The sequence below is a fragment of the Streptomyces acidiscabies genome (assembly GCF_020010905.1).
In the GTDB taxonomy this organism is placed as follows: domain Bacteria; phylum Actinomycetota; class Actinomycetes; order Streptomycetales; family Streptomycetaceae; genus Streptomyces; species Streptomyces acidiscabies.
Genome location: NZ_JAGJBY010000002.1, coordinates 3,770,048 through 3,794,243, shown reverse-complemented (window position 1 = coordinate 3,794,243; position 24,196 = coordinate 3,770,048). Strand labels below are relative to the sequence as shown.

Annotated in this window: 17 protein-coding genes; 11 read left to right on the top strand and 6 right to left on the bottom strand. The window is 72.0% G+C overall.

Going from position 1 to position 24,196, the window contains the following annotated elements; all coding sequences use genetic code 11:
* Nucleotides 1-38 precede the first annotated feature (38 nt).
* The 4 genes from J8M50_RS43075 to J8M50_RS43060 form a co-directional block, all read right to left on the bottom strand.
* A complete protein-coding gene (locus tag J8M50_RS43075) occupies nucleotides 39-1,691 on the bottom strand; it encodes an acyl-CoA dehydrogenase family protein (RefSeq protein ID WP_059042693.1) in 1,653 nt (550 codons plus the stop codon).
* Nucleotides 1,692-2,807, bottom strand: a complete 1,116-nt coding sequence (locus J8M50_RS43070) for a Gfo/Idh/MocA family protein (RefSeq protein WP_010352877.1) — start codon at nucleotides 2,805-2,807, stop codon at nucleotides 1,692-1,694. It abuts the gene before it with no gap.
* 162 nt (nucleotides 2,808-2,969) lie between these two features.
* Nucleotides 2,970-7,646: a type I polyketide synthase gene (locus J8M50_RS43065; protein ID WP_029183732.1), complete on the bottom strand. Its 4,677-nt coding sequence runs from the start codon at nucleotides 7,644-7,646 to the stop codon at nucleotides 2,970-2,972.
* Nucleotides 7,647-8,007: 361 nt separating this feature from the next.
* On the bottom strand, nucleotides 8,008-8,709 hold the full coding sequence (locus tag J8M50_RS43060; protein ID WP_010352879.1) for a TetR/AcrR family transcriptional regulator: 702 nt from the start codon (nucleotides 8,707-8,709) through the stop codon (nucleotides 8,008-8,010).
* A 308-nt stretch (nucleotides 8,710-9,017) separates the two neighbouring features.
* On the opposite strand from J8M50_RS43060, the gene J8M50_RS43055 reads away from it, so the two are divergent.
* The 5 genes from J8M50_RS43055 (at nucleotide 9,018) to J8M50_RS43030 (ending at nucleotide 14,965) form a co-directional block, all read left to right on the top strand.
* Entirely contained in the window at nucleotides 9,018-11,210 is a 2,193-nt protein-coding gene (locus tag J8M50_RS43055; RefSeq protein ID WP_223786428.1) for an MMPL family transporter, read from the top strand.
* Complete coding sequence (locus J8M50_RS43050) at nucleotides 11,207-12,184, top strand: hypothetical protein (protein ID WP_010352882.1); 978 nt, start codon at nucleotides 11,207-11,209, stop codon at nucleotides 12,182-12,184. Before J8M50_RS43055 ends, J8M50_RS43050 begins: the two co-directional genes overlap by 4 nt.
* A gap of 243 nt (nucleotides 12,185-12,427) precedes the next feature.
* Nucleotides 12,428-13,267 carry an IclR family transcriptional regulator gene (locus J8M50_RS50485; protein WP_075660853.1) on the top strand — a complete coding sequence of 280 codons (840 nt, stop codon included), beginning with the start codon at nucleotides 12,428-12,430 and terminating at the stop codon, nucleotides 13,265-13,267.
* A 145-nt stretch (nucleotides 13,268-13,412) separates the two neighbouring features.
* A complete protein-coding gene (locus J8M50_RS43035; protein WP_010352884.1) occupies nucleotides 13,413-13,658 on the top strand; it encodes an acyl carrier protein in 246 nt (81 codons plus the stop codon).
* 44 nt (nucleotides 13,659-13,702) lie between these two features.
* Entirely contained in the window at nucleotides 13,703-14,965 is a 1,263-nt protein-coding gene (locus tag J8M50_RS43030; RefSeq protein ID WP_010352885.1) for a beta-ketoacyl-[acyl-carrier-protein] synthase family protein, read from the top strand.
* Between the two features lie 57 nt (nucleotides 14,966-15,022).
* Here the strand turns inward: J8M50_RS43030 and J8M50_RS43025 are convergent, their stop codons facing one another.
* Complete coding sequence (locus tag J8M50_RS43025; RefSeq protein WP_010352886.1) at nucleotides 15,023-15,649, bottom strand: MerR family transcriptional regulator; 627 nt, start codon at nucleotides 15,647-15,649, stop codon at nucleotides 15,023-15,025.
* 110 nt (nucleotides 15,650-15,759) lie between these two features.
* Between J8M50_RS43025 and J8M50_RS43020 the strand changes: the two genes are divergently transcribed.
* From J8M50_RS43020 to J8M50_RS43010, 3 genes are all read left to right on the top strand, one after another.
* Nucleotides 15,760-16,140 (top strand): hypothetical protein, encoded by a 381-nt coding sequence (locus J8M50_RS43020; RefSeq protein ID WP_010352887.1) that lies wholly within the window; start codon nucleotides 15,760-15,762, stop codon nucleotides 16,138-16,140.
* Nucleotides 16,137-17,546, top strand: coding sequence for an MFS transporter (locus J8M50_RS43015; protein WP_010352888.1), 1,410 nt, complete (start codon nucleotides 16,137-16,139; stop codon nucleotides 17,544-17,546). The genes J8M50_RS43020 and J8M50_RS43015 overlap by 4 nt, the downstream gene beginning before the upstream one ends.
* An 82-nt stretch (nucleotides 17,547-17,628) precedes the next feature.
* A complete protein-coding gene (locus tag J8M50_RS43010) occupies nucleotides 17,629-19,074 on the top strand; it encodes a glyceraldehyde-3-phosphate dehydrogenase (RefSeq protein ID WP_010352889.1) in 1,446 nt (481 codons plus the stop codon).
* Here J8M50_RS43010 and J8M50_RS43005 read toward each other — a convergent pair.
* Nucleotides 19,071-19,589: an NUDIX hydrolase gene (locus J8M50_RS43005; RefSeq protein WP_040836069.1), complete on the bottom strand. Its 519-nt coding sequence runs from the start codon at nucleotides 19,587-19,589 to the stop codon at nucleotides 19,071-19,073. The genes J8M50_RS43010 and J8M50_RS43005 overlap by 4 nt on opposite strands.
* Nucleotides 19,590-19,790: 201 nt before the next feature.
* Here J8M50_RS43005 and J8M50_RS43000 point away from each other — a divergent pair, with 201 nt between their 5' ends.
* The 3 genes from J8M50_RS43000 to J8M50_RS42990 all read left to right on the top strand — a co-directional run bounded on the left by J8M50_RS43000 (nucleotide 19,791) and on the right by J8M50_RS42990 (nucleotide 24,134).
* On the top strand, nucleotides 19,791-21,287 hold the full coding sequence (locus J8M50_RS43000) for an ABC transporter substrate-binding protein (protein ID WP_010352891.1): 1,497 nt from the start codon (nucleotides 19,791-19,793) through the stop codon (nucleotides 21,285-21,287).
* Entirely contained in the window at nucleotides 21,284-22,987 is a 1,704-nt protein-coding gene (locus J8M50_RS42995) for an ABC transporter permease subunit (protein WP_010352893.1), read from the top strand. The genes J8M50_RS43000 and J8M50_RS42995 overlap by 4 nt, the downstream gene beginning before the upstream one ends.
* 322 nt (nucleotides 22,988-23,309) lie before the next feature.
* Nucleotides 23,310-24,134, top strand: a complete 825-nt coding sequence (locus J8M50_RS42990) for an SAM-dependent methyltransferase (protein ID WP_010352894.1) — start codon at nucleotides 23,310-23,312, stop codon at nucleotides 24,132-24,134.
* The last annotated feature ends 62 nt before the right edge of the window (nucleotides 24,135-24,196 follow it).

Genomic DNA, 24,196 nt, shown 5'->3' with positions numbered 1-24,196 from the left:
CCTGCGGGGGTGGGGTGGCGGGTGCGGGTCGCCGGGTGTCAGGGCGCGGGCGTCGGTCCGGAGCCGGCCAGCAGGGCGGCGGCGATCCCCGCGTGGTCGGGGCCCTCCGGGTCGTCGAGGCGGGCGGTCAGGTCGCGCAGGCGGGCCTCGGCGGCGGTGCAGTGCGCGTCCGTGAGGGCCTGCTCGCCGTCGTGCGCGGCGGCGGCCAGGACGGCGGCGGTGCCGAAGAGTTCGCGGGCGATGCGGCCGAGGAGCAGCAGGGGGTACTGGCGGGCGCGCGGGTCGGAGGCGACGGCTCCGGCGACCGCCTCGACGGTGGCCGGGAAGCGGGCGAGGCGGTCGGTGAGGGTGTCGAAGTGGTGCCGGTTGCGCGGGGAGAGTTCGCCCTGCGCCGGGGCCTGGTGGGGGGCCGGTTGCGCCGTGCCGGGCGTCCGGCGCGCCAGCAGCGCGCTCGCCGTCTGCACGTCGGCCAGGAAGTCGACGCCGCCCGCCGTGCGCAGGACGCGGGCGTCGCGGTAGGCGCGCTCCATCGGGACCGGGAGAGCGCCCCGGGCCCGCTTGGAGCGGGCGGTCTCCATGCCCTCGCCGCCCATCAGGGACAGGGTGCGGTCGACCACCCGCGCGCAGGCGTCCGTACAGATGTTGCGGGTCAGCTGGCGTTCGAAGAAGTGGTCCTGCGGGGCGGGTCCGGCGAGCGCCCAGCGGGTGGCGCTCTCCATGAGCCGGACGTCGGCGGCGTTCTGCGCGAGGGTGCGGCGGGTCAGGTCGTACTCCCCCAGGCCCGCCCCGTCGATCCGGCGGCGCGCGGTGAACTCCACCGACCAGCGCAGGCAGTTGCGGGCGATCGCCAGCGCGGGGGCCGCCTGGATGAGCAGGCGCGCGGTCATCACCGCCGACGCGAACACCGGGGTGCGGCGGGGGTCGCCCTCCGGGACGGTCACGAGATGCGCGTCGGGGACGCGGACGCCGGTCAGGGTCAGCCGTGCGTTCGGCAGGCCCCGTACGCCGAGGTGCTCCAGCTCGTCCTCGACGCGGAAGCCGGGGTCGGAGGTGTCGACGACCGCGAGGCCCACGCGCGGCGCCTGCGCGTCGCCCCGGACCGTCACGGTGACGCCGAGGAGGGTCGCGACGGGGCCGTTGCTGATGAACAGCTTCTCGCCGTCCAGGACGTAGCCGTCGCCGTCGAACGCGGGGGTCGCCGTGACTGTCGGCCACTGGTTGCCCTGGCCCTCCGGGTCGGTGTCGGCCCAGCCGGAGATCATGCCGTCGGCGATGTGCCGGCGGATCAGGTCGCGCAGGGGCCCTTCGGGCAGGACCGGGAGGAGGGAGACGCCGACACCGATGCCGTTGTGCACGCCCAGGAGGAAGCCGACGGCGGCCGAGCGGGTGGCCGCCGCCTCGACGACGCGGAACACGTCGTACGCGCCGAGTCCGAGGCCGCCGAGGTCCTCGTCGGCGCCCAGCGTGAACGCCCCCACGTCGTGCAGCGCCTTGAGGAACCCCTCGGGCAACTCGCCGTCCCGCTCGACGGCTTCGAGGTCGGCGTCGGTGTCGAGGAAGGTGAGGAGGCGGGTGGCGGCGGCGTCGGCGCGGAGCTGTGCGGCGCGGTCGAGGCGGGGCGGGGTGGTCCAGGCGGGCCAGTCGGGGCGGCCGTCGAGGAGGGAGGTGAGGAAGGTGCCGGCGGTGGTCATCTACAGCCCCCTGACCTGTCCCGAGACCGTCTCGTCGGCCGTGCGGACCGTGTCGAGGAGGCCGTGCAGGCGCAGGCCCGTCTCGAAGTCGGGGACCGTGCGGGTGCCGGTGCGGATGTCGGCGGCGAGGGCCGTGTACAGCTCGGCGACGTTGCGTACGGCGGTGGCGGGGACGTCGACGGGGGCGCGGTGCTCCGGGGGCGTGTCGACGGGGGTCCAGGCGCCGCCGGCCGCGGCCTCGTACAGGTGGACGTCGCTGACCTGGATGCCGTGCCCCGCCGCGGGGCCCTCGGAGACGACGGCGAGGCTGCCGCGGGTGCCGGAGAACTCCAGGCGGGTGCGGGCGTCGCCGCTCTTGCCGTCGTGGATGTGGACGCTGACGGGCACGCCGGTGCTGAGCAGGCCCTGCACCATGACGTGGTCGGGGCTGGTGACGCCGACGCTCTCGGCGGTGTCGGAGACGGTCAGCCGGGGCTGGCGCACGCACAGGTCGGCGGACAGCCGCGTGACCGGTCCGGCCAGGAACTCCAGGAGGTCCAGGGTGTGGCCGCCGGCCACCTCCAGGGTGCCCGCGCCGTTCCTGCGGTCCAGGGTGTACACGGCGTCGGAGGTGATCGTGCCGCCGACGCCCTTGGCGCGCGCCGCGTACACGTTCACGCCGGTGACCCTGCCGATCGCGCCCCCGGTGAGCAGGGCGCGGGCGTGCCGTACGGCGGGCGCGTGGCGGGCCTGGAGGCCGACGGCGTGGTGGACGCCGGCCCGCGCCGCCGCCTCGGCCATCACCTCCGCCTCTTTCGTGGTCCGGGCGAGCGGCCACTCGCAGTAGACGTGCTTGCCCGCGTCCAGCGCCGGCAGGACGAGGTCGGCGTGGTCCGGGGTCTTCACGGCGACGACCACGAGGTCGACGTCGGGGTGGCCGCTGAGGCGCGCCGGGTCGGTGAACGCGTGGGCGGCGCCGCAGCGTTCGGCGGCCCGGCGGGCGCTGCCCGTGCGGGTGGTGGCGACGGCGGTGATCTCGTAGTCCGGCAGCGCGGTGAGGGCCGGCAGGTGGGACATCGTGGCCCAGCCCCGCTCGGGGGAGGCTCCGATGACGCCCACGCGAATCGGTTCGGTCATGGCTGCTTCCTGGGGAGGAGGTGCGGACGAGGGAGGGGGCACCGGGGCGAGGGCCAGGGGCGGGGGAACCCGTGGGGCTGCCCCGGTGCCGGTCTGGGGGGTGCGCAGGGGGACGGCGAGGAGCGGTGGAGGGGTGCCCGGGGACGGCAGCACCCCTCCGGCTCAGGACAGCGCCGACAGCTCCTCGGCGAGGATCCGTACCGACTCCGTGATCTGCTCCTCCGTGTGCTCGGAGGTGATGAAGAAGCGCAGCCGGGCGAGGCGTTCCTCGACGGCGGGGTGGAGGATCGGGTTGGCGCTGATGCCGCGGGCGTAGAGGCGGTCGGCCAGCAGGAGGGCCTTGGTCGAGTCGCCGGTGATGGCCGGGACGATCGGCGTTCCGGAGCTGGTGCCGACGTCCACCCCCGCCTCCCCGGCGAGCTTGAGGAAGAGCGCCGCGTTGTCGTGGAGGCGGGTGACGCGCTCGGGCTCCTTGCGCATCAGGCGCAGTGCAGTGAGCGCGGCGGCGGTGGAGGCCGGCGGCAGCCCCGCGCTGAAGACGAAGCCGGGGAGCGTGTACCGGAAGTGCTCGATGAGCTCGTGGCGTCCGGCGATGTAACCGCCGCAGCTCGCCAGGGACTTGGAGAGTGTGCCCATCCACACGTCGACGTCGTCGGGGTGGACGCCGGAGTACTGGGCCATGCCGCCGCCGGTCTTGCCCATGACGCCGATGCTGTGCGCCTCGTCGACCATGAGGAGCGCGTCGTGCTTCTGCTTGATGGCGACGAGGGCGGGCAGGTCGGCGGTGTCGCCGTCCATGCTGTAGACGCCTTCGACGACGATCAGCACGCGCCGGTAGTTGCCGCGGACGTGGCCGAGGATCCGGTCGAGGGCGACGAGGTCGTTGTGCGGGAACGGCTGGCGCGCGGCGCCGGACTGCCGGCACCCCTGGATGATGCTGTCGTGCGCAAGCGCGTCGTGCAGGATCAGGTCCTCGGAGCCCATGAGGTGCCCGATGACGGTGACGTTGGTCGCGTGTCCGCTGACGAGGCTCAACGCATCCTGCGCGCCGACGAGTTCGGCGAGGCCCTGGTCGAGTTCGTCGTGCAGGGGCCGGTTGCCGGACAGGATGCGCGCGGCGGAGACGGAGGAGCCGTAACGGGCGACGGCCTCCTGGATCGCGTCGGCGACCTCGGGGTGCCCGGACAGGCCGAGGTAGTTGTAGCTGGAGAAGGAGATCAGCTCGTGGTCGCCGACCCGGCTGGTGTCGCGGATGGTGCCCTCGTGGCGCAGGAAGTACGGGTTGACGGTCGCCGCCGCCTCCAGGCCGGCCTTGCGCTCCAGGGAGGCGCGGACCTCGGGGAAGAGCCGTACGTCGGCGGACTCCCGGCGGTCCGGGGCGGACACCGGAGCGGGTGCGGGCGCGGCGGGCGCGGGCGCCGCCTTGGGGCTCGGGATGACCGTCCGCTGCACGGACGGCGTGGCGGACGGCGTACCGAGCCGGCTCTCCACGGTCCGCACCAGGTCGCCGACGGACGCGATCTCCATCATCTCGGCGGCCTTGACCTCCAGGTGCGGCCACTGCTTGCGCAGCCGCGTGGCGAGCTCGGCGAGCATGATCGAGTCGAAGCCGAGGTCGGTGGCGAAGACGTGCTCGGAGCGCAGGAAGTCCTGCGGGTAGGCACTGACCTTGGTGATCGTGTCGATGACGGTGCCGAAGACGTCCTCGGGCACCGAAGGAACGGCCGGAGCGGCGACCGGTGCGGCGGCCGAAGGAGCGGCAGCGGGCGCAGGGACCGGCGCGAGGGCGGCGACGGGCGCGGCCTCCTGGACGGGCACGGGCGTCGCCGGGAGCGGCAGGACGCGCGCGGCGGCCGGGTCGAAGGACTGGAGCAGGGACACCTGGGCGTGCAGGAACTCGATGAGTCCGCTCATCCGAGGCTCTCCGTTCTGGTGGGACGTGGCGGGGACGGGGGAAGGAATGACAGAGCGCAGCGGCGCCGTAACAGACTCGACGGACTCGGCGGACCCGGTGACCTGAGCGGCCACGACCCGCTCGGCCGCCTCGCGCTGGGGCCGCCCGGCCCCCGTACGGATGGTGTAGACGCCGGTCGCGAGCGGCGACGGCGGCAGCGACAGCAGTCGCCCGGCGCTCCCGGCGAACAGCGGCGCCGTGTTCACCGGCGCCCCCGCGACGGCGAGCCGTCCGAGCCCGGTGAGCAGCGCGCGCCCGTCGTCGGCGCGGGACACGGTGAGCGGCACGAGGCCGAGCCCGGCGCCCGCCTGGGTACGGCGGGCCATCCGCAGCAGCGTGTCGCCGCCGTAGATCTGGACGAGGAAGGCCGCGCCGGAGTCGGCGACGGTGCGGACGGCGTCGGTGAAGCGGACCGGCGCGGTGTTGTGGCGGGCCCACAACTCCTTGATGCCGTCGGGGTGTTCGGCACTGGCGCCGCTGACGCCGGAGACGAAGGGGCGGGCGGGACCGGTGAGCGGGAGGGCGGCGATGGTGTCGGCCATGACCTCGTCGGCGGCGGCGACGAGGGGCGAGTGGAAGGCGTGGGAGACGCGCAGCAGGACGGCGGCGGTGCCGTTCGCGGCGCAGTGTTCGCGCAGGGCCTCGGCGGCCTCGGCGCTGCCGCTGAACACGACCTGGCCCTCGTGGTTGTAGCAGGCGGGCCAGACGCCCTCGACGGCTTCGGCGAGGCGTTCGGCGTCGGCTATGGGGGCCTGGACGGCGAGCATGGCGCCGGTGCCGGAGGGGACGGCGGCGGCGAGGGCGGCGCCGCGGACGGCCATGAACCGGACGGCGTCCTCGGGTGCGAAGGCGCCGGCGGCGACGGCGGCGGGGAACTCGCCGACGCTGTGGCCCACCGCGAGGTCGGGTTCGATGCCGCAGGCGGCGAGGAGTTCCATGGTGGTGACGCCGGTGATGCCGAGGCCGGGCTGGCACATGTCGGTGACGGTGAGGGCGGCCTGCGCCTCGGTGTCGTCCTCGCCGTGGGCCTCCCACAGCAGCCCGGGGAGGAACTCGGCGACGGTCGGGGCGTCCTCGGCGGTGGCGGCGGCGAGTTCGGCGGCCCGGGCGGCGACGGCCGGGAAGCGGCGGGCGAGGTCGGCGAGCATGCCGGGGCGCTGGGAGCCCTGGCCGGGGAAGGCGAACGCGATCCGGCGCTCCTGTGGCGGCAGCGGCTTGGCCGAGGCGTGGATGCCGGGGGCGAGTTCGCCGAGGGCGCCGTCCGCGAGGCGGCTCGCGGACTGGCGGAGCTTGTCGAGGAGTTCCTCGCGGTTCGCGGCGACGAACGACAGGCGGGCGGTGAGGAGTTCACGCGTCGCGAGGGTGCGGGCGACCTCCTCGGGGGTGGCGGACGGGTCGCGGACGAGGGAGTCGTGCAGGGTGTCGGCGTACTCGGCGAGGACCTTCGGGTCTCCGGCGGAGAGCAGGAACAGCCAGGGCTCGTCGGGGCGTTCGTCCTGCGGCTGGGCGGTCTGCGGGGCGCTCTCCAGGACGGCGTGCACGTTGGTGCCGCCGAAGCCGAAGGAGCTGACGCCGGCCCGGCGGACGCCGTCGTGCGGCCACTCCTTCGGGGTCACCGTCAGGCTCAGCCCGGCCTGGTCGACGGGGATGTCGGCGTTGACGCGCATCTCCGCCGGCTGCGGGGGCACGACGCCGTGGTGGACGGCGAGGGCCGCCTTGACGAGGCCGGCCGCGCCCGCGGCGGAGAGGCTGTGGCCGATCAGCGCCTTCGAGGAGCCGAGGTAGCAGGGCCGGTCGGCGCCCTCCTCGGCGCGCAGCATGCCGATCGCCTCGACCTCGGTGCGGTCGCCGACGGGCGTGCCGGTGCCGTGGGCCTCCAGCAGGTCGACGTCACCGATGCCGATCCCGGCGTCCTTGTAGGCGGCGCGCAGAGCCGCCAGCTGGCCCTGGGCCTGCGGGGTCATGGGACCGCCGCCGCGCCCGTCGTTGGCGGAGCCGACGCCGGTGATGACGGCGTAGATGCGGTCGCCGGCCGCGATCGCGTCCTCGACGGGGCGCAGGACGAGGGTGGCGCCGCCCTCGCCGAGGACGAATCCGTCGGCGCGTTCGTCGAAGGGGCGGCAGCGGCCCGCGCGGGAGACGGCGCCGGCCCGTGCGAAGCCGACCAGGGGGGTCGGGCTGAAGCTCAGGTAGACCCCGCCGACGAGGGCGATGTCGCAGGCGCCCGTGGTGAGGCTCTTGACCGCCGTGTCGAGGGCGACGAGGGCCGAGGAGCACGCCGCGTCCAGGGACATCGACGGGCCGCCGAGGTCGAGGACCTCGCTGACCGTGCACGGGACCATGTTCGCGAGGCAGCCCGGGATCGTGAACGGGTTCATCGGCATCAGCGAGGAGCCGAGCGCCTCGTGGAGGCGGTCCATCAGCTCCGGGTCGCTCTCGCCGTCGTGCAGGGAGCCGTCCGCGAGGAGGTTCGCGGTGATCCGGGAGACGCTGATGTCCCGGTGGTCGAGCGAGGTGACCCCGCAGAAGACCCCGGTCCGCGACCTGTCGAACCCGTCCTGCTCCCAGCCGGTGTCCTGGAGCGCCTCCCGCGAGAGGTCGACGAACAGTTTCGCCTGCGGGTCCATCACCCTCGCCCGGCGCGGCGGGATTCCGTAATGCGCGGGGGCGAAGCGGTCCACCTCGTCCAGGAACGCGACCTGGTCCGTGTACACGGAGTGCGGATCTCGGAAATCACCCGGGCGGTGATACACGGAGTGGTCCCAGCGCGATGCCGGAACAGCCGCGAACTGTGGTTCCGCTTTCACCAGGATCTGCCAGAACTCGTCGATATTGGCGGCTCCAGGGAATCGGCACGACATGCCGACGACAGCCATTCCAGCCATTGACCGGTACCTCGATCCAACGTCGATTCTGTAAATGCCCTAGAAGCCGACGCCGGTTGCCCCCGGGTCACAGACGGACCCGTCCCTCGGGAATTGCGGGAAAACACCGGGCGACATCATGAGAAACACCAGGATTACCGCGCCCCGGTCTCCCGACGTCGACACGCAGAGCTTGCATCCGACCCTGGAGCGCACACAACCCGCCTTCTCATCGAGCGGAAAAGAAACCAGCGAGTAGCACCGGGGAATGGGTACGGGAGGGGCGAAAACCACTTCACGCACGAAGGAAACCTGTCCGCGTGCGGGAACAGGTAAGAGGGTGGCCCCGTCCAGGACCACCCCCTCGGGCCGAGCGGTACAGCTACCTCTCCGCCGAGAGTCCCACCTGCCGCGCCAGCGCTGTGACCCCCTGCGTGAACAGCGCCTCCCGGTCGTCGATGACCTGGTTGAACTGCCCCAGCACCTCGAAGCTGATGAGCCCGAAGAGCTGGGCCCAGGCGGCTGCGGCGGAGATCACCGTGCCGGCGGGGAGGGAGCGTTCGGTGAGGAGGGCGCGGACGTCGGGGCTGAGGACGGCCTCGGCGTCGGCGGCCTGCGCGGCGACGGCCAGGGCTCCCGCGGCGTGCGCCTTCTCCAGGACGTTCAGCAGGACGAGGGCGACCCGGGACGCGGGTGCGACGGTGTCCGCAGGGGCGTCGTACCCGGGGACGGGCGAGCCGTAGATGAGGGCGTACTCGTGGGGATGGGCGAGGGCCCAGGCGCGGACGGCCTTGCAGGTGGCGTGCCAGGCGTCCCACGGGGAGGAGCCGGCGGCCTGCGCGTACGCGGACTCCGCGGCGCCCCCGATCGCGTCGTACGCGTCGACGATCAGCGCCGTCAGCAGCTCGTCGCGGCTCGGGAAGTACCGGTAGAGGGCCGACGACACCATCCCCAGCTCGCGCGCGACGGCGCGCAGGGAGAGCCGGCCGGGCCCCTCCGTGGCGAGGTGCACGCGGGCCTGTTCCTTGATGGCCTGGGCGACTTCCGCACGGGCCCGCTCCTTGGCTCCTTGGATCACGTCCATACCGAGCAGTCTGCCATCCCGCGAAGCACCGACCAAGAGTGAGAGCAGCGCTCTTGCTTTGAGGCGGTGCTCACTGCAACACTGCTCCAGGAAAAGAGCAGCGCTCCGGAATGGGAGCGCCTCCCTACGTCTTCTCCCCGGGCCTCGCAGCGTGGCGTCCTCGCAGGTCAGCCGCCCTCGCCCGGCTCCCCCACCCCTTCCAGGCCGTAGCCGCAGAGGAAGAAAGGACCCACGTGATGGTCACCTCGGTGCCATCCGGGAACGACAGGACGAACCGCCGCGGGCCGTGGTTCACCCTTCTCGCCGGAATGCTTTTCCTGCTCATCACCGCCGCCGCGAGCGCCGGAGTGCTGGACAACCTCAAGTCGGGCGGCTTCGACGACCCCGGCTCGGACTCGGTGGCCGCCGCCGAGGCCCTGGAGCGCTCCTTCCCGGACAGCCAGCCCAACCTGGTCGTCCTGGTGAAGGACGCGAAGGGAGGTGTCGACTCGACCGCCGCCCGCACCAAGGCCGGTGAGATCGCCACGACGGTCAAGGGGACGGACGGCGCACGCGTCGTCGCCTCCTACTGGACGACCGGCGACGCGTCCCTGCGCGCGAAGGACGCTGGCCTGGTCCTCGTCCGCGTGGACGGCGACGAGAACGCCTCGATCGCCACCGCCAAGAAGCTCCACGAGGAGCTCTCCGACCCCAAGGGCGCGGTCGCGGTCTCCTTCGGTGGCATCACCGCCATCAACAACGACATGAACAGCCAGGTCGAGAAGGACATCATCGCGGCGGAGACGATCGCGATCCCGATCACCCTGCTGCTGCTCGTCTTCGTCTTCCGGGGCCTGGTCGCGGCGCTGCTGCCGATGCTGCTCTCGGTCCTGACGATCGTCGGCGCGCTGGCGGCGGTGAACGTCGGCGCCCAGGTCACCTCGCTCTCGGTGTTCGCCGTCAACCTGATCACGGCGCTGGGCCTCGGCCTCTCGGTCGACTACAGCCTCCTGATCGTCACCCGCTACCGCGAGGAGCGCGCGGCCGGCCGCACCAACGCCGAGGCCCTGCGCATCACCCGCGTGACGGCGGGCCGTACGGTCGCGGTCAGCGGCGGCGTGGTCGGCGCGGCGCTGGCCACCCTGTTCGTCTTCGACCAGTACTTCCTGCGCTCCTTCGCGCTGGCCGGCATCGCCGTGGTGCTGTTCGCGGTGCTGGGTTCGCTGTACCTCCTGCCCGCGGCCCTCATCCTGCTGGGCGACCGCATCGACAAGCTGGCCTTCAAGCGCCGCAGCCCGCGCCCGCGACAGGAGCCGGCCGAGACGTTCTGGGGCCGGATGGCGGGCCTCGCCTTCAAGCGCCCGGCGCTGCTGGCCACCCCGGTCATCGCGCTGCTGCTGTTCATGGCGGTGCCGTTCGCGAACGCCCAGTTCGGCGTGCCGGACGAGCGGGTGCTCCCGGCGGCGACCGAGAGCCGTGTGGTCACCGAGGCCGTGCGCGACGACTTCGGCGCGGGCGACGACCGCGCGCTGAACCTCGTCTCGGAGGACTGGAAGGGTACTGAGGCGCAGCTCCAGCAGTACTCGGCCGCGCTGTCGAAGGTCTCCGGCGTGACGCAGGTGATCGGGGCGGCCGGGGTGTACAAGGACGGCGCCCAGGTGACCGTGCTGCCCGCAGCCGCTGCCGCCGGGTACCAGAAGGGCGACGCCGTCCGCATCCAGGTGCAGTCAGACGTCGTGCCGTACTCGGAGAAGGGCGGCGACCTCGCGCGCGCGGTCCGGGGGATCGACCCCGCGGGCGGGAAGGTCCTGGTCGGCGGACAGGCGGCGCAGCTCGTCGACATCACGCACTCCATCGCGGGCAAGCTGCCGCTGGCGATCGTCCTGATCAGCGTCTTCAGCCTGCTGTTCCTGTTCCTGCTGACGGGCAGCGTGCTGATGCCGATCAAGGCGCTCGTGTTCAACACGCTGAGCCTGGTGGGCATCCTGGGCGTCGCCGTCTGGATCTTCCAGGACGGCCACCTCTCCGGCGCCCTCGACTTCACGGCGTCCCCGCTGGCCGTGTCGATGCCGGTGCTGATGTTCTGCATCGCCTTCGGCCTGTCGATGGACTACGAGGTGTTCCTGGTCGCCCGCATCAAGGAGCGCTACGACCGCACCGGCTCGCTGGAGGGCTCGGTACGTGAGGGCCTGGGCGCGAGCGGGCCGGTGATCACCGCCGCGGCGGCCATCCTCGCCGTGTCCTTCTTCGCGATGCTGACCTCGGGCGTGTCCCTGATCAAGATGTACGGCCTGGCCACGGGCCTCGCGATCGTGATCGACGCGTTCCTGGTGCGCGGGGTGCTGGTCCCGGCCTTCATGCGGGCGGCCGGCAACTACAACTGGTGGGCCCCGGCGCCCCTCAAGGCCGTGCACCGGCGCTTCGGCATCAAGGAGTCGTTGGAGGAGGAGCACGGGACAACCCCGGACGCCGGTTCGGCGACGGCGGCTCCCGAGCCCGAGCGGACGGGAAGCGCGCGATGACCGACACCCTGCCCCAGCTGCACAACGCGGCGGCAGCCGCCGCCCGCGCCGCCAACGCGCACAACACCCAGCCCTGGGAGCTGCGCCACCGGGGCGACCACATCGAGGTCGGCTGGGACACGCGCTACGCGCTCGGCCCCAGCGACCCCTCCCACCGTGACCTCAGGCTGTCTCTCGGCACGTACATCGAGACGTTCCTGATCTGCGCGAACACCGAGGGCACGGCCGTGCGCTTCGTGCCCGACTACGACGCCGGCGCGACCCGCGTGGGCCGGATCGTGCCCGCCGAGCGCGCCGTACCGGACGTCGACCGGGCCGCCGACGTGGAGCGCAGGCGCGTCTGGCGCGGTCCCTGGAAGCCGGACCGGGTCGCCCCCGAGCTGCTGGAACAGGCCCAGTCCACCGCCCTTGAGGCCGGTTTCCGGATCGCCGTGGTGCCGACGGCGACCGCGCGTCCGCTGCTGATCCGCGCGTACCACTGGTTCTTCGGCCACGAGGGGATCGCGGCGGAACTCCTCGCCTGGACCCGCCTCTCACCGAAGCACCCGGCGTACGCCGAGGACGGGCTGAACGACGTGATGCTCGTCCTCAACAAGGCGGAGCGCTCGGTGATGGGCCTCCTCTTCTCCCGCCCCGTCTACCGCGCGCTGCGCCCGCTGGGCCTGGTCAAGCTGCTGACGTCGCTGACGTCGAGCGCGACGAGCGGCGACGGGGACGTCCTGGTGATCCTCGGCCGCGACGCCGGTCCGGCGGACGAGGTCGAGGCGGGCCGGCTGGTGACCCGGCTGTGGCTGGACCTGTACCGGCAGGGTGTGTACGTCCATCCGCAGAGCCATGTCATCGACTGCCCCGGCACGCACGACGACCTGGCGCGGGTGTGCGGGGCCGAGCCGGGTGAGCGTCCGCTGGTGTTCTTCCGGGTCGGCCATCCGGCGAGCGACCCGGCGCTGCGGCCCCGGCACCCCCGGCGCTGAGCGGCTGTGCGCGGCGAAAGGGACGGGCACGTCCCGTCCCTTTCGCACCCTCTTGTTCATGATCGCGACGCCGAAAGCGTTCTTGCGTCAATTCACCGCCGTACGGCGATTACCTGTCGTATTGGATTCACGCGCCTACGGACACGCGAAATGTGAACACGCGAAGAACAACCTTCACAACCTCTTCCCTAAGCTCCTTGAAAGTGCAATTATCAAGGTGTTTCCGCGGAAGGGAAATGTCCAATGGAGTCACCCCCCACCCCCGAAGGACGCTCGGTCATCGAGCGCACCTTCGACGTCCTCGGCGCATTCGACTCAGGGAACGTGAGTCTTTCAGCCAGTGAAATAAGCAGGCGTACCGGAATACCCGTCGCCACTACCTACCGCATAGTCTCCAAGCTGCTCGACTGGGGAGCCCTGGAGCGGATCGGCGCGAACAGGTACAGCATCGGCCTCCGGTTATGGGAGGTCGCCTCGCTCGCACCGAGGCATGCGGCTTTACGCGGGGCCGCGATATCGCCTATGCTTGATCTGCACGCGAAAACTCATTCTGTGGTGATGATTTCCGTCCGGGACCGCCGCGAGGGCGTCTGGCTGGAGTCGGTCTCGGGTACGGGCGGCGCGCGTCACAAGACCTGGTCGACGGGAAACCGCTTCCCGCTGCACGCGACGGCCTGCGGTCTGGTGCTCCTCGCCCAGGCCCCGGCCACCGTGCGGGAGGACACCTTCGCCGCCGGACTCCCCGCGTACACGGACGGCACGGTCACCGACCCGGACGCCCTGCGGGGCCTGCTCGACGAGAACCAGAAGCGCGGATACGCCGTCTGCGGCGGGGAGTTGACCGAGGACGTCGCCGGCATCTCGGTGCCCGTCCTCGACGAGAACGGCGTGGGCATCGGCGCCCTCGGGCTCGTCACGGAGTCCTCGGCCGTCCTCACCCCCCGGCACATCACCCTGACCCTCGAAACGTCCCGCCGCATCACCCAGGCCCTCGCCCTGCGCTCCCGCAAGAGCGAGCCGGCCCCCGCCACCGCCTCCCGGGGCGGACGCGGACGCAGGATCACGCGCCCCAGCTGCGCCTGAGCGCACGTGTCACCCGACAGGCCCTGAACGGAAACCGCCTCGCACCGGCCTGCCGGAACGGACCCCGTCCGGCATCACCCGCACACCACTCCCCTGCTCTCCGCTCTCCTCCCCACGAGCACGTCCCCCAGAACAGGAGCACCACGTGATCGCCACCCGAGACGAGATCCACGCCGGACTCGCCGACATCGTCAGCGAGATCTCCGGAGTCCCGCTCGCCGACGTCCTCGGCGAGAAGTCGTTCCGCGACGACCTCGACGTCGACTCGCTCTCCCTGGTCGAGGTCGTCGTCGCCGCCGAGGAGCGTTTCGGGGTCGCCATCCCCGACGAGGCGGCCACCGACCTCAGGACGGTGGGCGACACCATCGAGTACATCCTCGCCAGCCGCTGACGGACCCGTCCGTACGTCCCTTCCCCGCTGTGGAGTGATTCGCAATGAACTCGTCAGATCGCCGTGTGGTCGTCACCGGGCTCGGAGCCACCACGCCGCTGGGCGGCACCGCCTCCGACACCTGGCAGGGGCTGATCGAAGGCCGCTCCGCCATCCGCCTCCTGGACCACCCCTGGACCGAAGACGTCGTCGTGCGCATCGGCGCCGAGATCGCCGTCGAACCGGAGAAGGTGCTGCCCCGCACCGAGCTGCGCAAGCTGGACCGCTCCGCGCAGTTCGCGCTGATCGCGGCCCGCGAGGCGTGGGCGGACGCCGGTTTCACCGGCCCCGCCGGTGACGGCGGCGAGGCCGACCCCGACCGGGTCGGCGTCGCGCTCTCGGCCAGCGTCGGCGGCGTGACCTCCATGCTCCACCAGTACGACATCCTCAAGGAGCAGGGCTTCCGCAAGGTCTCCCCGCACACCATCCCGATGATGCTGTCCAACACGCAGGCCGCCAACGTCGGCCTGGAGCTCAACGCCCGTGCCGGGGTGCACGCCGCGTCGAGCGCCTGCGCCTCCGGTGCCGAGTCCATCGCCTACGCGATCGAGATGATCCGCACCGGCCGGGCCGACGTGGTGGTGGCGGGCGGCACCGAGGCCGCGATCTGCGCCCTGAACATGGCCGCGTTCGGCAACATGATGGCGATGTCCAAGCGCAACGACGCGCCCGAGCGGGCCTCGCGCCCCTACGACACGGACCGCGACGGGTTCGTGATCGCGGAGGGCTGCGGGGTCGTCGTCCTGGAGTCGGCCGAGCACGCCGAGCGGCGCGGCGCGCGGGTGTACGCGGAGGCGGTGGGCCAGGCGATGTCCTCGGACAGCCACCACATCACCCAGCCCGAGCCCTCGGGCCGGGGCATCGCGGCGGCGCTGTGCACGCTGCTCGACACGACCGACCTCACACCCGCGCAGATCGTGCACGTCAACGCGCACGCGACGTCCACCCCGAAGGGTGACGTGGCCGAGATCAAGGCGCTGCGGAAGGTGTTCGGCGACGCCACCGACCACTTCGCGGTCTCCGCGACCAAGTCGATGACCGGGCATCTGCTCGGCGGCGCGGGCGGCGTGGAGACGGTCGCGGCGGTGCTGGCGGTGCACCACCGGCTCGCCCCGCCGACGATCAACATCGAGAACCTGGACCCGGAGGTGGAGGCCGACATCGTGCGCGACGAGCCTCGCGCGCTGCCGGACGGGCGGATCGCGGCGCTGAACAACTCGTTCGGCTTCGGCGGGCACAACGTGGTGCTGGCGTTCCGGACGCCGTGAACCCATTTCTCCGACGACAGGTCAGCTCCCCTCTCCGAGAGGGGAGCTGGCCTGCGGTCAGTTGTGCCCGTGTCTGCGCGCCGACTCGTTCTGCTGCGCCAGGCGCCTGAGCGAGAGGAGCGCCGGCTCCAGGAGGACGGTCAGCAGGAGGGCGCGCTCGGCACTCTCCAACGGGTCGCCGATGCCGTCGAGTTGATCGAGGTCGAGTTCCGCGGTGCGCTCCGCGAGGCGGGCGTACGGCAGGAGGGTGTGGCGGTCGACAGGAGCGCCGAGCGAGCGCAGTGAGGCGATCGTCTCGGCGAGGGCGGTGCGCGCGGGGGCTCCGGCGTGCACGTTCCAGCCCAACTCGGCGATGAGGGCGTCGACTTCGGCGGCCCCTTCCGGCGCGGGCGACCCGGCCGGTTCGTCGGTGACACTGATCGCGCCGATGACGAGGCCTAGCAGGATGTGCGGGTCTCCGCCGTACTCGGCGACGGCGTCGAGGACTTGGCGGGCGGTGCTGACCGGCAGCCCGCGCACACCGGTCAGCGCACGGATCAACCGCAGCCGCCGCAGGTGCTGTTCGTCGTACTCGGCCTGGGTGGCGGAGGTCTGACGGCCCGGCGGGAGCAGGCCCTCGCGCAGGTAGTACTTGATCGTCGTGACGGAGACGCCACTGCTGCGGCTCAGTTCGGACATGCGCATCGGTGGTGCTCCGCTCTGCCTTGTGGCCTTACAGGCTTGCGACTCTCGATTGGATACCTCTACTGTCTAACATAGATAGTGAAGGTATCTAATACTGAGAGGGCGCAGCCATGCCCACGCTCCGCTGGACCACCCCGACCCCGCCCCACACCGACGCCCACCTCATGGCCTCCCGCTTCGAGGTCCGCACCCTCGCCGACGCCCTGCGCTTCCTGCTGAAGACCCCCGCGGTCTGGAAGCAGATCAAGGGCGCGCCGGGCGCGTACGGCGCCTCGCTGGTCGCCGAGCCCCTGAAGCGCACGTTCTGGACCCTGTCGGCCTGGGAGAGCAAGGAAGCGCTGTACGCGTACGCCCGCGCCGAACCGCACAGGTCGGTGATGACCGGCCTGCGGTCGACGATGCGGTCCGCCACCTTCACCTACTGGACCGGCGCGCCCGCGATCGACTGGACCGACGCGAAGAACCGCCTGGCCGAGGAGGCGGCGAAGTGACCCACACCGAGCCGCGCCGCACCCCCCTGTGGCTGGCGATCCTCGCCGCGAGCGTCCCCATGTTCATGGTCGCCCTCGACAACCTGGTCGTCTCCACGACCCTGCGCACCCTGGCCGTCGACCTCCGGGCGAGCACCCAGGAACTCCAGTGGTTCGTCAACGCGTACGTCCTGGGCTTCGCCTGCCTCCTGATGACCGGCGCCGCGCTCGGTGACCGCTTCGGGCGGCGGCGGGTCTTCGTCGCCGGGATCGCGCTGTTCACGCTCGCCTCGACGGGGTGCGGACTCGCCGACACCAGTGGGCAGTTGATCGCGTTCCGGGCGGTACAGGGGTTCGGCGCGGCGGCGGTGATGCCCCTGTCGCTGACCCTGTTGTCGCAGGCGGTCCCGGACCGACTGCGGGGGCTCGCGCTCGGCGTGTGGTCCGGGGTGAGCGGGCTGGCCGTGGCGATGGGTCCCGTGGTCGGCGGGGCGGTCGTCGAGGGGCTGGACTGGCGGTGGATCTTCTGGGTCAACGTGCCGGTGTGCGTGATCGCGATCCCGCTCGTGTACGTCGCCCTGAAGGAGAGCCGGCTGCCGGGCACCCGCCTCGACCTGGGCGGGATGGTGCTCGCGGCGACCGGCCTGTGCGCGGTGGTGTGGGGGATCGTGCACGGCGAGACCGACGGCTGGACCTCGGGGACGGTGCTGGGCGCGTTCACGGCGGGTGTCGTCCTGCTCGTGGCGTTCGTCGCCTGGGAGGCGCGCGCACCGCAGCCGATGCTGCCGCTGTCGTTCTACCGGATACGGGCGTTCACGCTGACCAACGTCGTCTCGGCGGCGATGTACTTCGGGGTGTTCGGCTCCCTCTTCCTGCTCTCCCAGTACCTCCAGATCGCGCCGCCGCGCACACCGCTCGAAGCGGGGGTGCGGACCCTGCCGTGGACGCTGATGCCGATGTTCGTCGCGCCGGTCGCCGGGATCCTCACGGACCGGGTCGGCGGCGGACGGCTGATGGCGCTCGGGCTGTTCCTCCAGGGCGTCGGGCTCGGCTGGATCGACCTCGTCGCCGGGACCGACACGGCGTACGCGGCGCTCGTGGGGCCGATGGTCGTCGCCGGGATCGGGATGGGGTTCGTGTTCGCGCCGACGGCGGCCGTGGTGCTCGGCTCGGTGGCCAAGGAGCACGCGGGGAAGGCTTCGGGCGCGAACAGCACGGTCCGCGAGATCGGGGGTGCGCTCGGGATCGCCGTACTCAGCACGGTGTTCGTGGCGTACGGGGACAGCGGGAGTGCGCAGGGGTTCGTGGACGGGCTGAGGCCGGCCGTGTGGGTGGGGGTCGTGGTGGTGTTCGCGGGGGCGGTGTGCGCGCTCGGCATTCCGGGGCCCGTGAAGGTACGGGTACGGGATCACATCGAGGCCCACTAGACCGCTCATATGAACGCTGGGTTACCATTTGAGCGCCGTCCGCTCGTGCACATGAGCGCCGCCTAGCTCGAAAGAGAGCGTTGTGACCCTCAACGAGGACTCGTTCACCAACTGGATGAACCGCGAGGAGACCGCGGAGTCGATGATCCCGGTCATCGGGAAGCTGCACCGTGAACGGGACGTGACCGTCCTCGTGCACAGCCGCTCCCTGGTGAACAAGTCGGTCGTCAGCATCCTGAAGACCCACCGGTTCGCCCGCCAGATCGCGGGCGAGGAGCTGTCGGTCACCGAGACGATGCCCTTCCTCCAGGCGCTCACCGCGCTCGACCTCGGCCCCTCGCAGATCGACCTCGGGCTGCTCGCAGAGAGCCACCGCGCCGACGAACGCGGCCTGAGCGTCGAGGAGTTCACGGCCGAGGCGGTGGCCGGGGCGACCGGCGCGAACAAGATCGAGCGGGGCTCGGGACGGGACGTCGTCCTGTACGGCTTCGGCCGCATCGGACGGCTCGTGGCGCGCCTGCTGATCGAGAAGTCCGGCTCCGGCAACGGCCTGCGCCTGCGCGCCATCGTCGTACGAGGCGGCGGTCCCGGCGACCTCGTCAAGCGGGCCTCGCTGCTGCGCCGGGACTCGATCCACGGCCAGTTCCACGGCACGATCACCGTCGACGAGGCGGCCGGCACGATCACCGCCAACGGCAACGAGATCAAGGTCGTCTACGCGGACGACCCCTCCGAGATCGACTACACCGCGTACGGCATCTCCAACGCGATCCTCATCGACAACACCGGCAAGTGGCGCGACCGCGCGGGGCTGAGCGAGCATCTGCGGCCCGGCATCGACAAGGTGCTGCTGACCGCGCCCGGCAAGGGCGACGTACCGAACATCGTGCACGGCGTGAACCACCACACGATCAAGCCGGACGAGCGGATCCTGTCCTGCGCGTCCTGCACGACGAACGCGATCGTGCCGCCGCTGAAGGCGATGGACGACGCGTTCGGCGTCGAGCGCGGGCACGTCGAGACGGTGCACTCGTTCACCAACGACCAGAACCTGCTGGACAACTTCCACAAGTCCGAGCGCCGGGGCCGCTCCGCGCCGCTCAACATGGTGATCACGGAGACGGGCGCCGCCTCCGCCGTCACGAAGGCGCTCCCGGACCTGAAGGCGAGGATCACCGGCAGCTCGATCCGGGTGCCCGTCCCGGACGTCTCCATCGCGATCCTCAACCTCCAACTCGCGCGCGAGACCACCCGCGAGGAGGTCCACGACTACCTGCGTGAGGTGTCGCTGACCTCCCCGCTGCGGCGGCAGATCGACTTCACGACCGCACCCGACGCCGTCTCCAGCGACTTCATCGGCTCCCGGCACGCCTCGATCGTCGACGCGGGCGCGCTGAAGGTGGAGGGCGACAACGCGATCCTCTACCTCTGGTACGACAACGAGTTCGGGTACTCCTGCCAGGTGGTCCGGGTCGTGCAGCACGTGTCGGGCGTCGAGTACCCGACGTTCCCGGCGACGGCCGTCTAGAGCGGGGCCCCCTCCCGCAGGCAGAGCGTCGCGCCGCTCGCCGCCGCCTCGTACAGCGCGCGCAGGGTGCGCAGTTGGGGCGGGGAGAGCAGGCCGTCGAGGTCTTCCAAGCCGTGGAAGGCGTACCGGTCGTGCTCCTCACTGAGGGCGACGGGGGCGCCTGCGGGGAGCGTGCCGCCGTAGAAGTAGCAGTCGAGGACGGGGCCGCACTTCTCGACGTCCGCGCGGTGGTCGATGCCGATCAGGCGGGGGGCGTCGGGGATCTCCAGGCCCGCCTCCTCGCTCAGTTCGCGGCGGGCCGCCGTCCAGGGGTCCTCGCCGTGGTCGAGCATGCCACCGGGGAGCCACCAGTTCCCGGCGGCGGGCTGCCCGGGGGCGTAGCGCAGGAGCAGGACGCGGCCCGCGCCGTCCAGGAGGAGGACGCAGGACGCCAGCAGGGTCTGCGGCTGGGTCTTCACCCACTCCGCTCTCGGCAGCCATGCCTGCGGGTTCTCGACGGTGACGGTCTCGTCCACGGCGGGTTCCTTCCTGCGGAGGGTCGACTCGCCCTGGTCAACGACCGAGTTCCGCCCGGGGGACGGCCGGGTGTTCCGCGTACGTGGCCCCATGGTGGAGATTGGTAAGGCTTGCCTTATAAGGTGTACATGTCCTCGGTCGTCGTACAGGCATATGTCCGTACGCCGGGGGCGCGTTCGTTCCCCGTCGACAGGACATCCATGCGCACCACCTCCCGCGGTCTGCTCGCGGCGTTCGCTCTCACCCCGCTGCTGGCCGGCTGTTTCTCCTCGGGCGGGTCCGGTTCCGCGCAGGGCTCCGACGGCGGACGGCTGCGGGTCGCCCTCGCGGTGCCGCCGGCGCAGGCGCTGTCGCCGTACAGCAACGACGCGACCGTCCTGAGCAAGCTCTCGGTGACCGAGGGCCTGACCGCGCTGGACAAGAACGGCGCGGCGGCGCCCGCGCTGGCCACGTCCTGGAAGCAGACGGCGCCCACGACGTGGACGTTCGACCTGCGCAAGGCGACCTTCCAGGACGGCACTTCGGTGACCGCCGCCTCGGTCGTGAACGCCCTCGACCACGCCAACTCCGCCGCGACCAAGCCGCGTGTCCTGAGCGACGTCACCCTCACCGCGAAGGCAGACGACCCCGACACGGTCACCCTCACGACGAAGACCCCCGACCCGGTCCTCCCCCTGCGCCTGGCGAGCCCCGCGCTCGGCATCCTCTCCGCGAAGGCGTACGGCGCGAACGGCGCCGTCACCCCGGTCGGCACCGGCACGGGCCCCTTCGAGATCACCAAGTTGACCGGCAAGACGAGCGCCACGCTCGACCGGTACGACAGCTACTGGGGCGGCAAGGCGAAGGCGCCCGGCGTCGACGTCACCTGGATCGCGGACGGCACGGCCCGCGCGAACGCCCTGCGCGGCAAGGACGTCGACGTCGCGGAGTGGATACCGACCTCGCAGGCGGGGCTCCTCGACGCGGGCGCCCGGCACGAGGTGCCGTCGGTGCGGACCGACAGCCTCGTCCTCAACACCCGCTCCGGCACGTTCGCGGACGCTGGACTGCGGGCCACCGCGCGTGACGCCGTGGACGGTTCCGCGCTCGTCAAGTCGGTGTTCGGCGGGTACGCGGACGCCGGACAGGGGCTGTTCGGGCCCGCCGTGTCCTGGGCCGCCGCCGACCGGGTCCCGGTGACCGGGCGGGCGGCTGCGGTGCAGGTCCCCAAGGGGACGACCGTGCGGCTCGCCACGTACACCAACCGTACCGAGTTGCCCGAGGCCGCGACCGTGCTCCAACAGCAGCTGGAGAAGGCCGGGTTCACGGTGAAGCAGGACGTGCGCGAGTACACGCAGATGGAGGCCGACCTTCTCGCCGGGAAGTACGACGCGCTCGTGTTCTCGCGGGTGACGCTGCTCGACACGGGGGACGCGGTCGCGTACCTCGCGAGCGACTTCACCAGCGACGGGGTGTACAACATCGCCGGGCTGAAGGACGCGAGGGTCGACGCGGCGATCAAGTCCGCCGCCGCCGAGGGGAATCCGGCCGCCCGGCACAAGAAGATCATGCAGGCCGAGGCGGAGGTCCTGCGCACGGACGCCGTGGTGCCGCTCGTGCACGAGAAGGTCGTGCAGGGGATCTCGGCGGACGTCGAGGGCGTCGCCCTCGACCCGCGTGAACGGACGCTGATCACCATCGGTACGCACCTGAAGTGACCGATTCCCGCACGGTCGCCGGCCGGGTCCTGGCCGGCGCCGCTCTCCTCGCCGCCGTCACCTCGCTGCCCTGGCTCTCCGGAACCGACCCCGCGCTGACGGTACTTCGCGCCCGCTCCGGCGACCAGGACCCGACGCCGGGCCAGTTGGCGGCCGTACGGGAGCAACTCGGCCTCGACGACGGCCCGTTGGCGCACCTCGTGCGGTGGCTCGGCGGGGACGCGGGGACCTCGTGGGTGTCCGGGGAGGCGGTGTGGCCGCAGGTCTCGGACGCGTTCGCGGTGTCGGTGACGATGATGCTGGGCGCGCTCGTCGTGACCGTCGCCGTGGTCGGGCTGGTGTGCGCGCGGACCCTGTGGCTGGGGTCGCGCGGGCGGCTGAGGCGGGCCGGGGGCGGGGTGTTCGCGGCCGTGCTCGCCGCGCTGCCGAAGTTCCTGCTGGCCTCGCTGCTCGCGACGGTGTGCGGGGTGTGGCTGGGGTGGCTGCCGGCCGGCGGCTGGGAGGGGCCGCGGTCGATGGTGCTGCCCGCGCTGGCGCTGGGGGTGCCGTCGGGGGCGATGATCGGGGGGTTGTTGCAGCAGGCGTTGCCGGGGGTGTTCCGGGAGCCGTGGGTGCGTACGGCTCGCGCGTTCGGGCTGTCGCGCGGGTATGTGGCGCGCAACGCGCTGCGGCGGGCGTTGCCCGGGGTGCTGCCTCAACTCCTGCCGACCGTAGTGGGGTTGGTGGGCGGGTCGGTCGCCGTCGAGAAGATCTTCAACATTCCCGGGCTCGGGCGGCTCGCGCTGGACACGGCGCTGGCTCAGGACCTGCCGCCGCTTCAGACGGTGACGCTGGTGCTGGTGCTGCTGGGTGTGGGGGCGGGGCTGGCGATCCGGGGTGTCTGCCGGGTGCTGCTCGGGCCCGCGTTGCGGGACGGGGCGTTGCCCGCCGTGCCGGTGGTGAGGGTGCGGGCGCGGGGGTGGCTCGCGGTGGTCTGTGGCGTCGTGCTGGTCTCGCTGGTCGTCGCCGGGTTGCTGCGGGATCCGGCGCAGGTGGACACGGGGGCGCGGCTGTTGTCGCCGTCCGCCCAACATCCGCTGGGCACGGACTCGTTGGGGCGGGACATGCTGGCGCGGCTGGGGCACGGGGCGCTGCGGACGGCTTCCGTGGCGTTCGCCGTGACGGGGGTGAGCGTGCTCGTGGGGCTGCTGCTGGGGGTCGCGGGGCGGGTGGGGGCGGGGCTGACGGAGGTCGTGTCGACGCTGCCGGCCGTGCTCGCCGGGCTGCTGACGACGGCGGTGACCGGGCCGTCGGTGTGGGGCGCGGCGCTGGCCGTGTGTCTGGTGGGCTGGGCGCCGTACGCGGCCCAGACGGCGGCGCTGCTGGCCCAGGAACGGGCCGCCGGGCACACGCTGGCGTCCCGCTCGCTGGGTGCAGGCCCCGCGTATCTGCTGTACCGCCACCACATCCCGGCGGTCCTGCCCGCCGTGATCCGCAACGCGCTGCTGCGGCTGCCGACGGCCGTGCTCGTCCTCGCGTCGCTGGGGTTCCTGGGGCTCGGGGAGCAGCCGCCGACGCCGGAGTGGGGGCGCCTGATGTCGGAGAACCAGCCGTATCTGGAGCTGGCACCGTGGACGGTGCTCGGGCCTGCGGGGGCGCTGGTGCTGCTGGCGGTGCTCGCGGTGTCGGTGTCGGGACTTGGGCGGCGAGGGACTCTTTAACTACCCGCGCGTAGCGGCGAGTTCGGGCCGGGGTCGCTCGCCGGTGCCGGCGGCCGTACGGCGGCGGCGGGGCGTGCCACGTCGGATGCGGTCGCGAACTCGGGTCGCCCGTATCGGGTTTTGGCCTGCCTGTATGCCGGTCGAGGTGTCTCCGGATTGCGAACATGCCCTGCCTGTACGCCAGTTGGACCCCGGCCTCACCTCATGGCCAAAACCTTACGGTCCGTAGCATCCGGTGGGCCCAAGTGGCTTTCGGTCAAAGGGTGTTCGCCTAGGGTGGCGTTCTGATCAGCGTTGTTCATCAGTCGCAGGAGGCTTTGCCGTGTCGGACACCCAGGACACCCAATCCCCCGCGGGCAAGGCCCAGGAGGCCCGCTCGCGGATCGACACGTCCACGCCTCACTCGGCGCGGTTCTGGAACTACTTCGTCGGGGGCAAGGACAACTACGAGGTCGACCGGCAGATCGGGGACCAGATCAAGGAGATCTTCCCCGGGCTGGTCGACGTCGCGGTGACGAGCCGCCACTTCCTCGGGCGCGCGGTCACGCACCTCGCCGGTGAGGTCGGGATCCGGCAGTTCCTGGACATCGGCACGGGCCTGCCGACCGCCGACAACACGCACGAGGTCGCGCAGCGCGTCGCCCCCGAGACGAAGATCGTGTACGTCGACAACGACCCGATCGTCCTCGCCCACGCCAACGCGCTGCTGACCAGCACGAAGGAGGGCGAGACCGCCTACCTCGACGCGGACATGTACGACCCGGCGGCGATCCTGGAGAAGGCGTCCGGGACGCTGGACCTCTCGCAGCCGGTCGCGCTGATGATCCTCAACACGCTCGGGCACGTCGGCGAGTACGAGCAGGCGCGTCAACTGGTCCGCGACCTGGTCGCCGGGCTGCCGTCCGGGAGCCACCTCGTCATCAGCGACTCGACGGCGACGAGCGAGGGCATGATCGCGGCGTCCGACGCGTACAACAAGAGCGGCGCGGTGCCGTACTACGTGCGCAGCGTGGAGGAGATCGGCGGGTTCTTCGACGGCCTCGATCTGCTGGAGCCCGGGGTCGTGCAGGTCACCGAGTGGCGGCCGGGCGCGGACACGCAGCGGGTGTACGTGGACGCGTACGGGGCGGTCGCGCGCAAGGCGTGAACTCCCGTACGGGGTAAGGCTTTTCGTGAGGCGGGGTCGGAGTCTGTCCGGCCCCGCCTCGG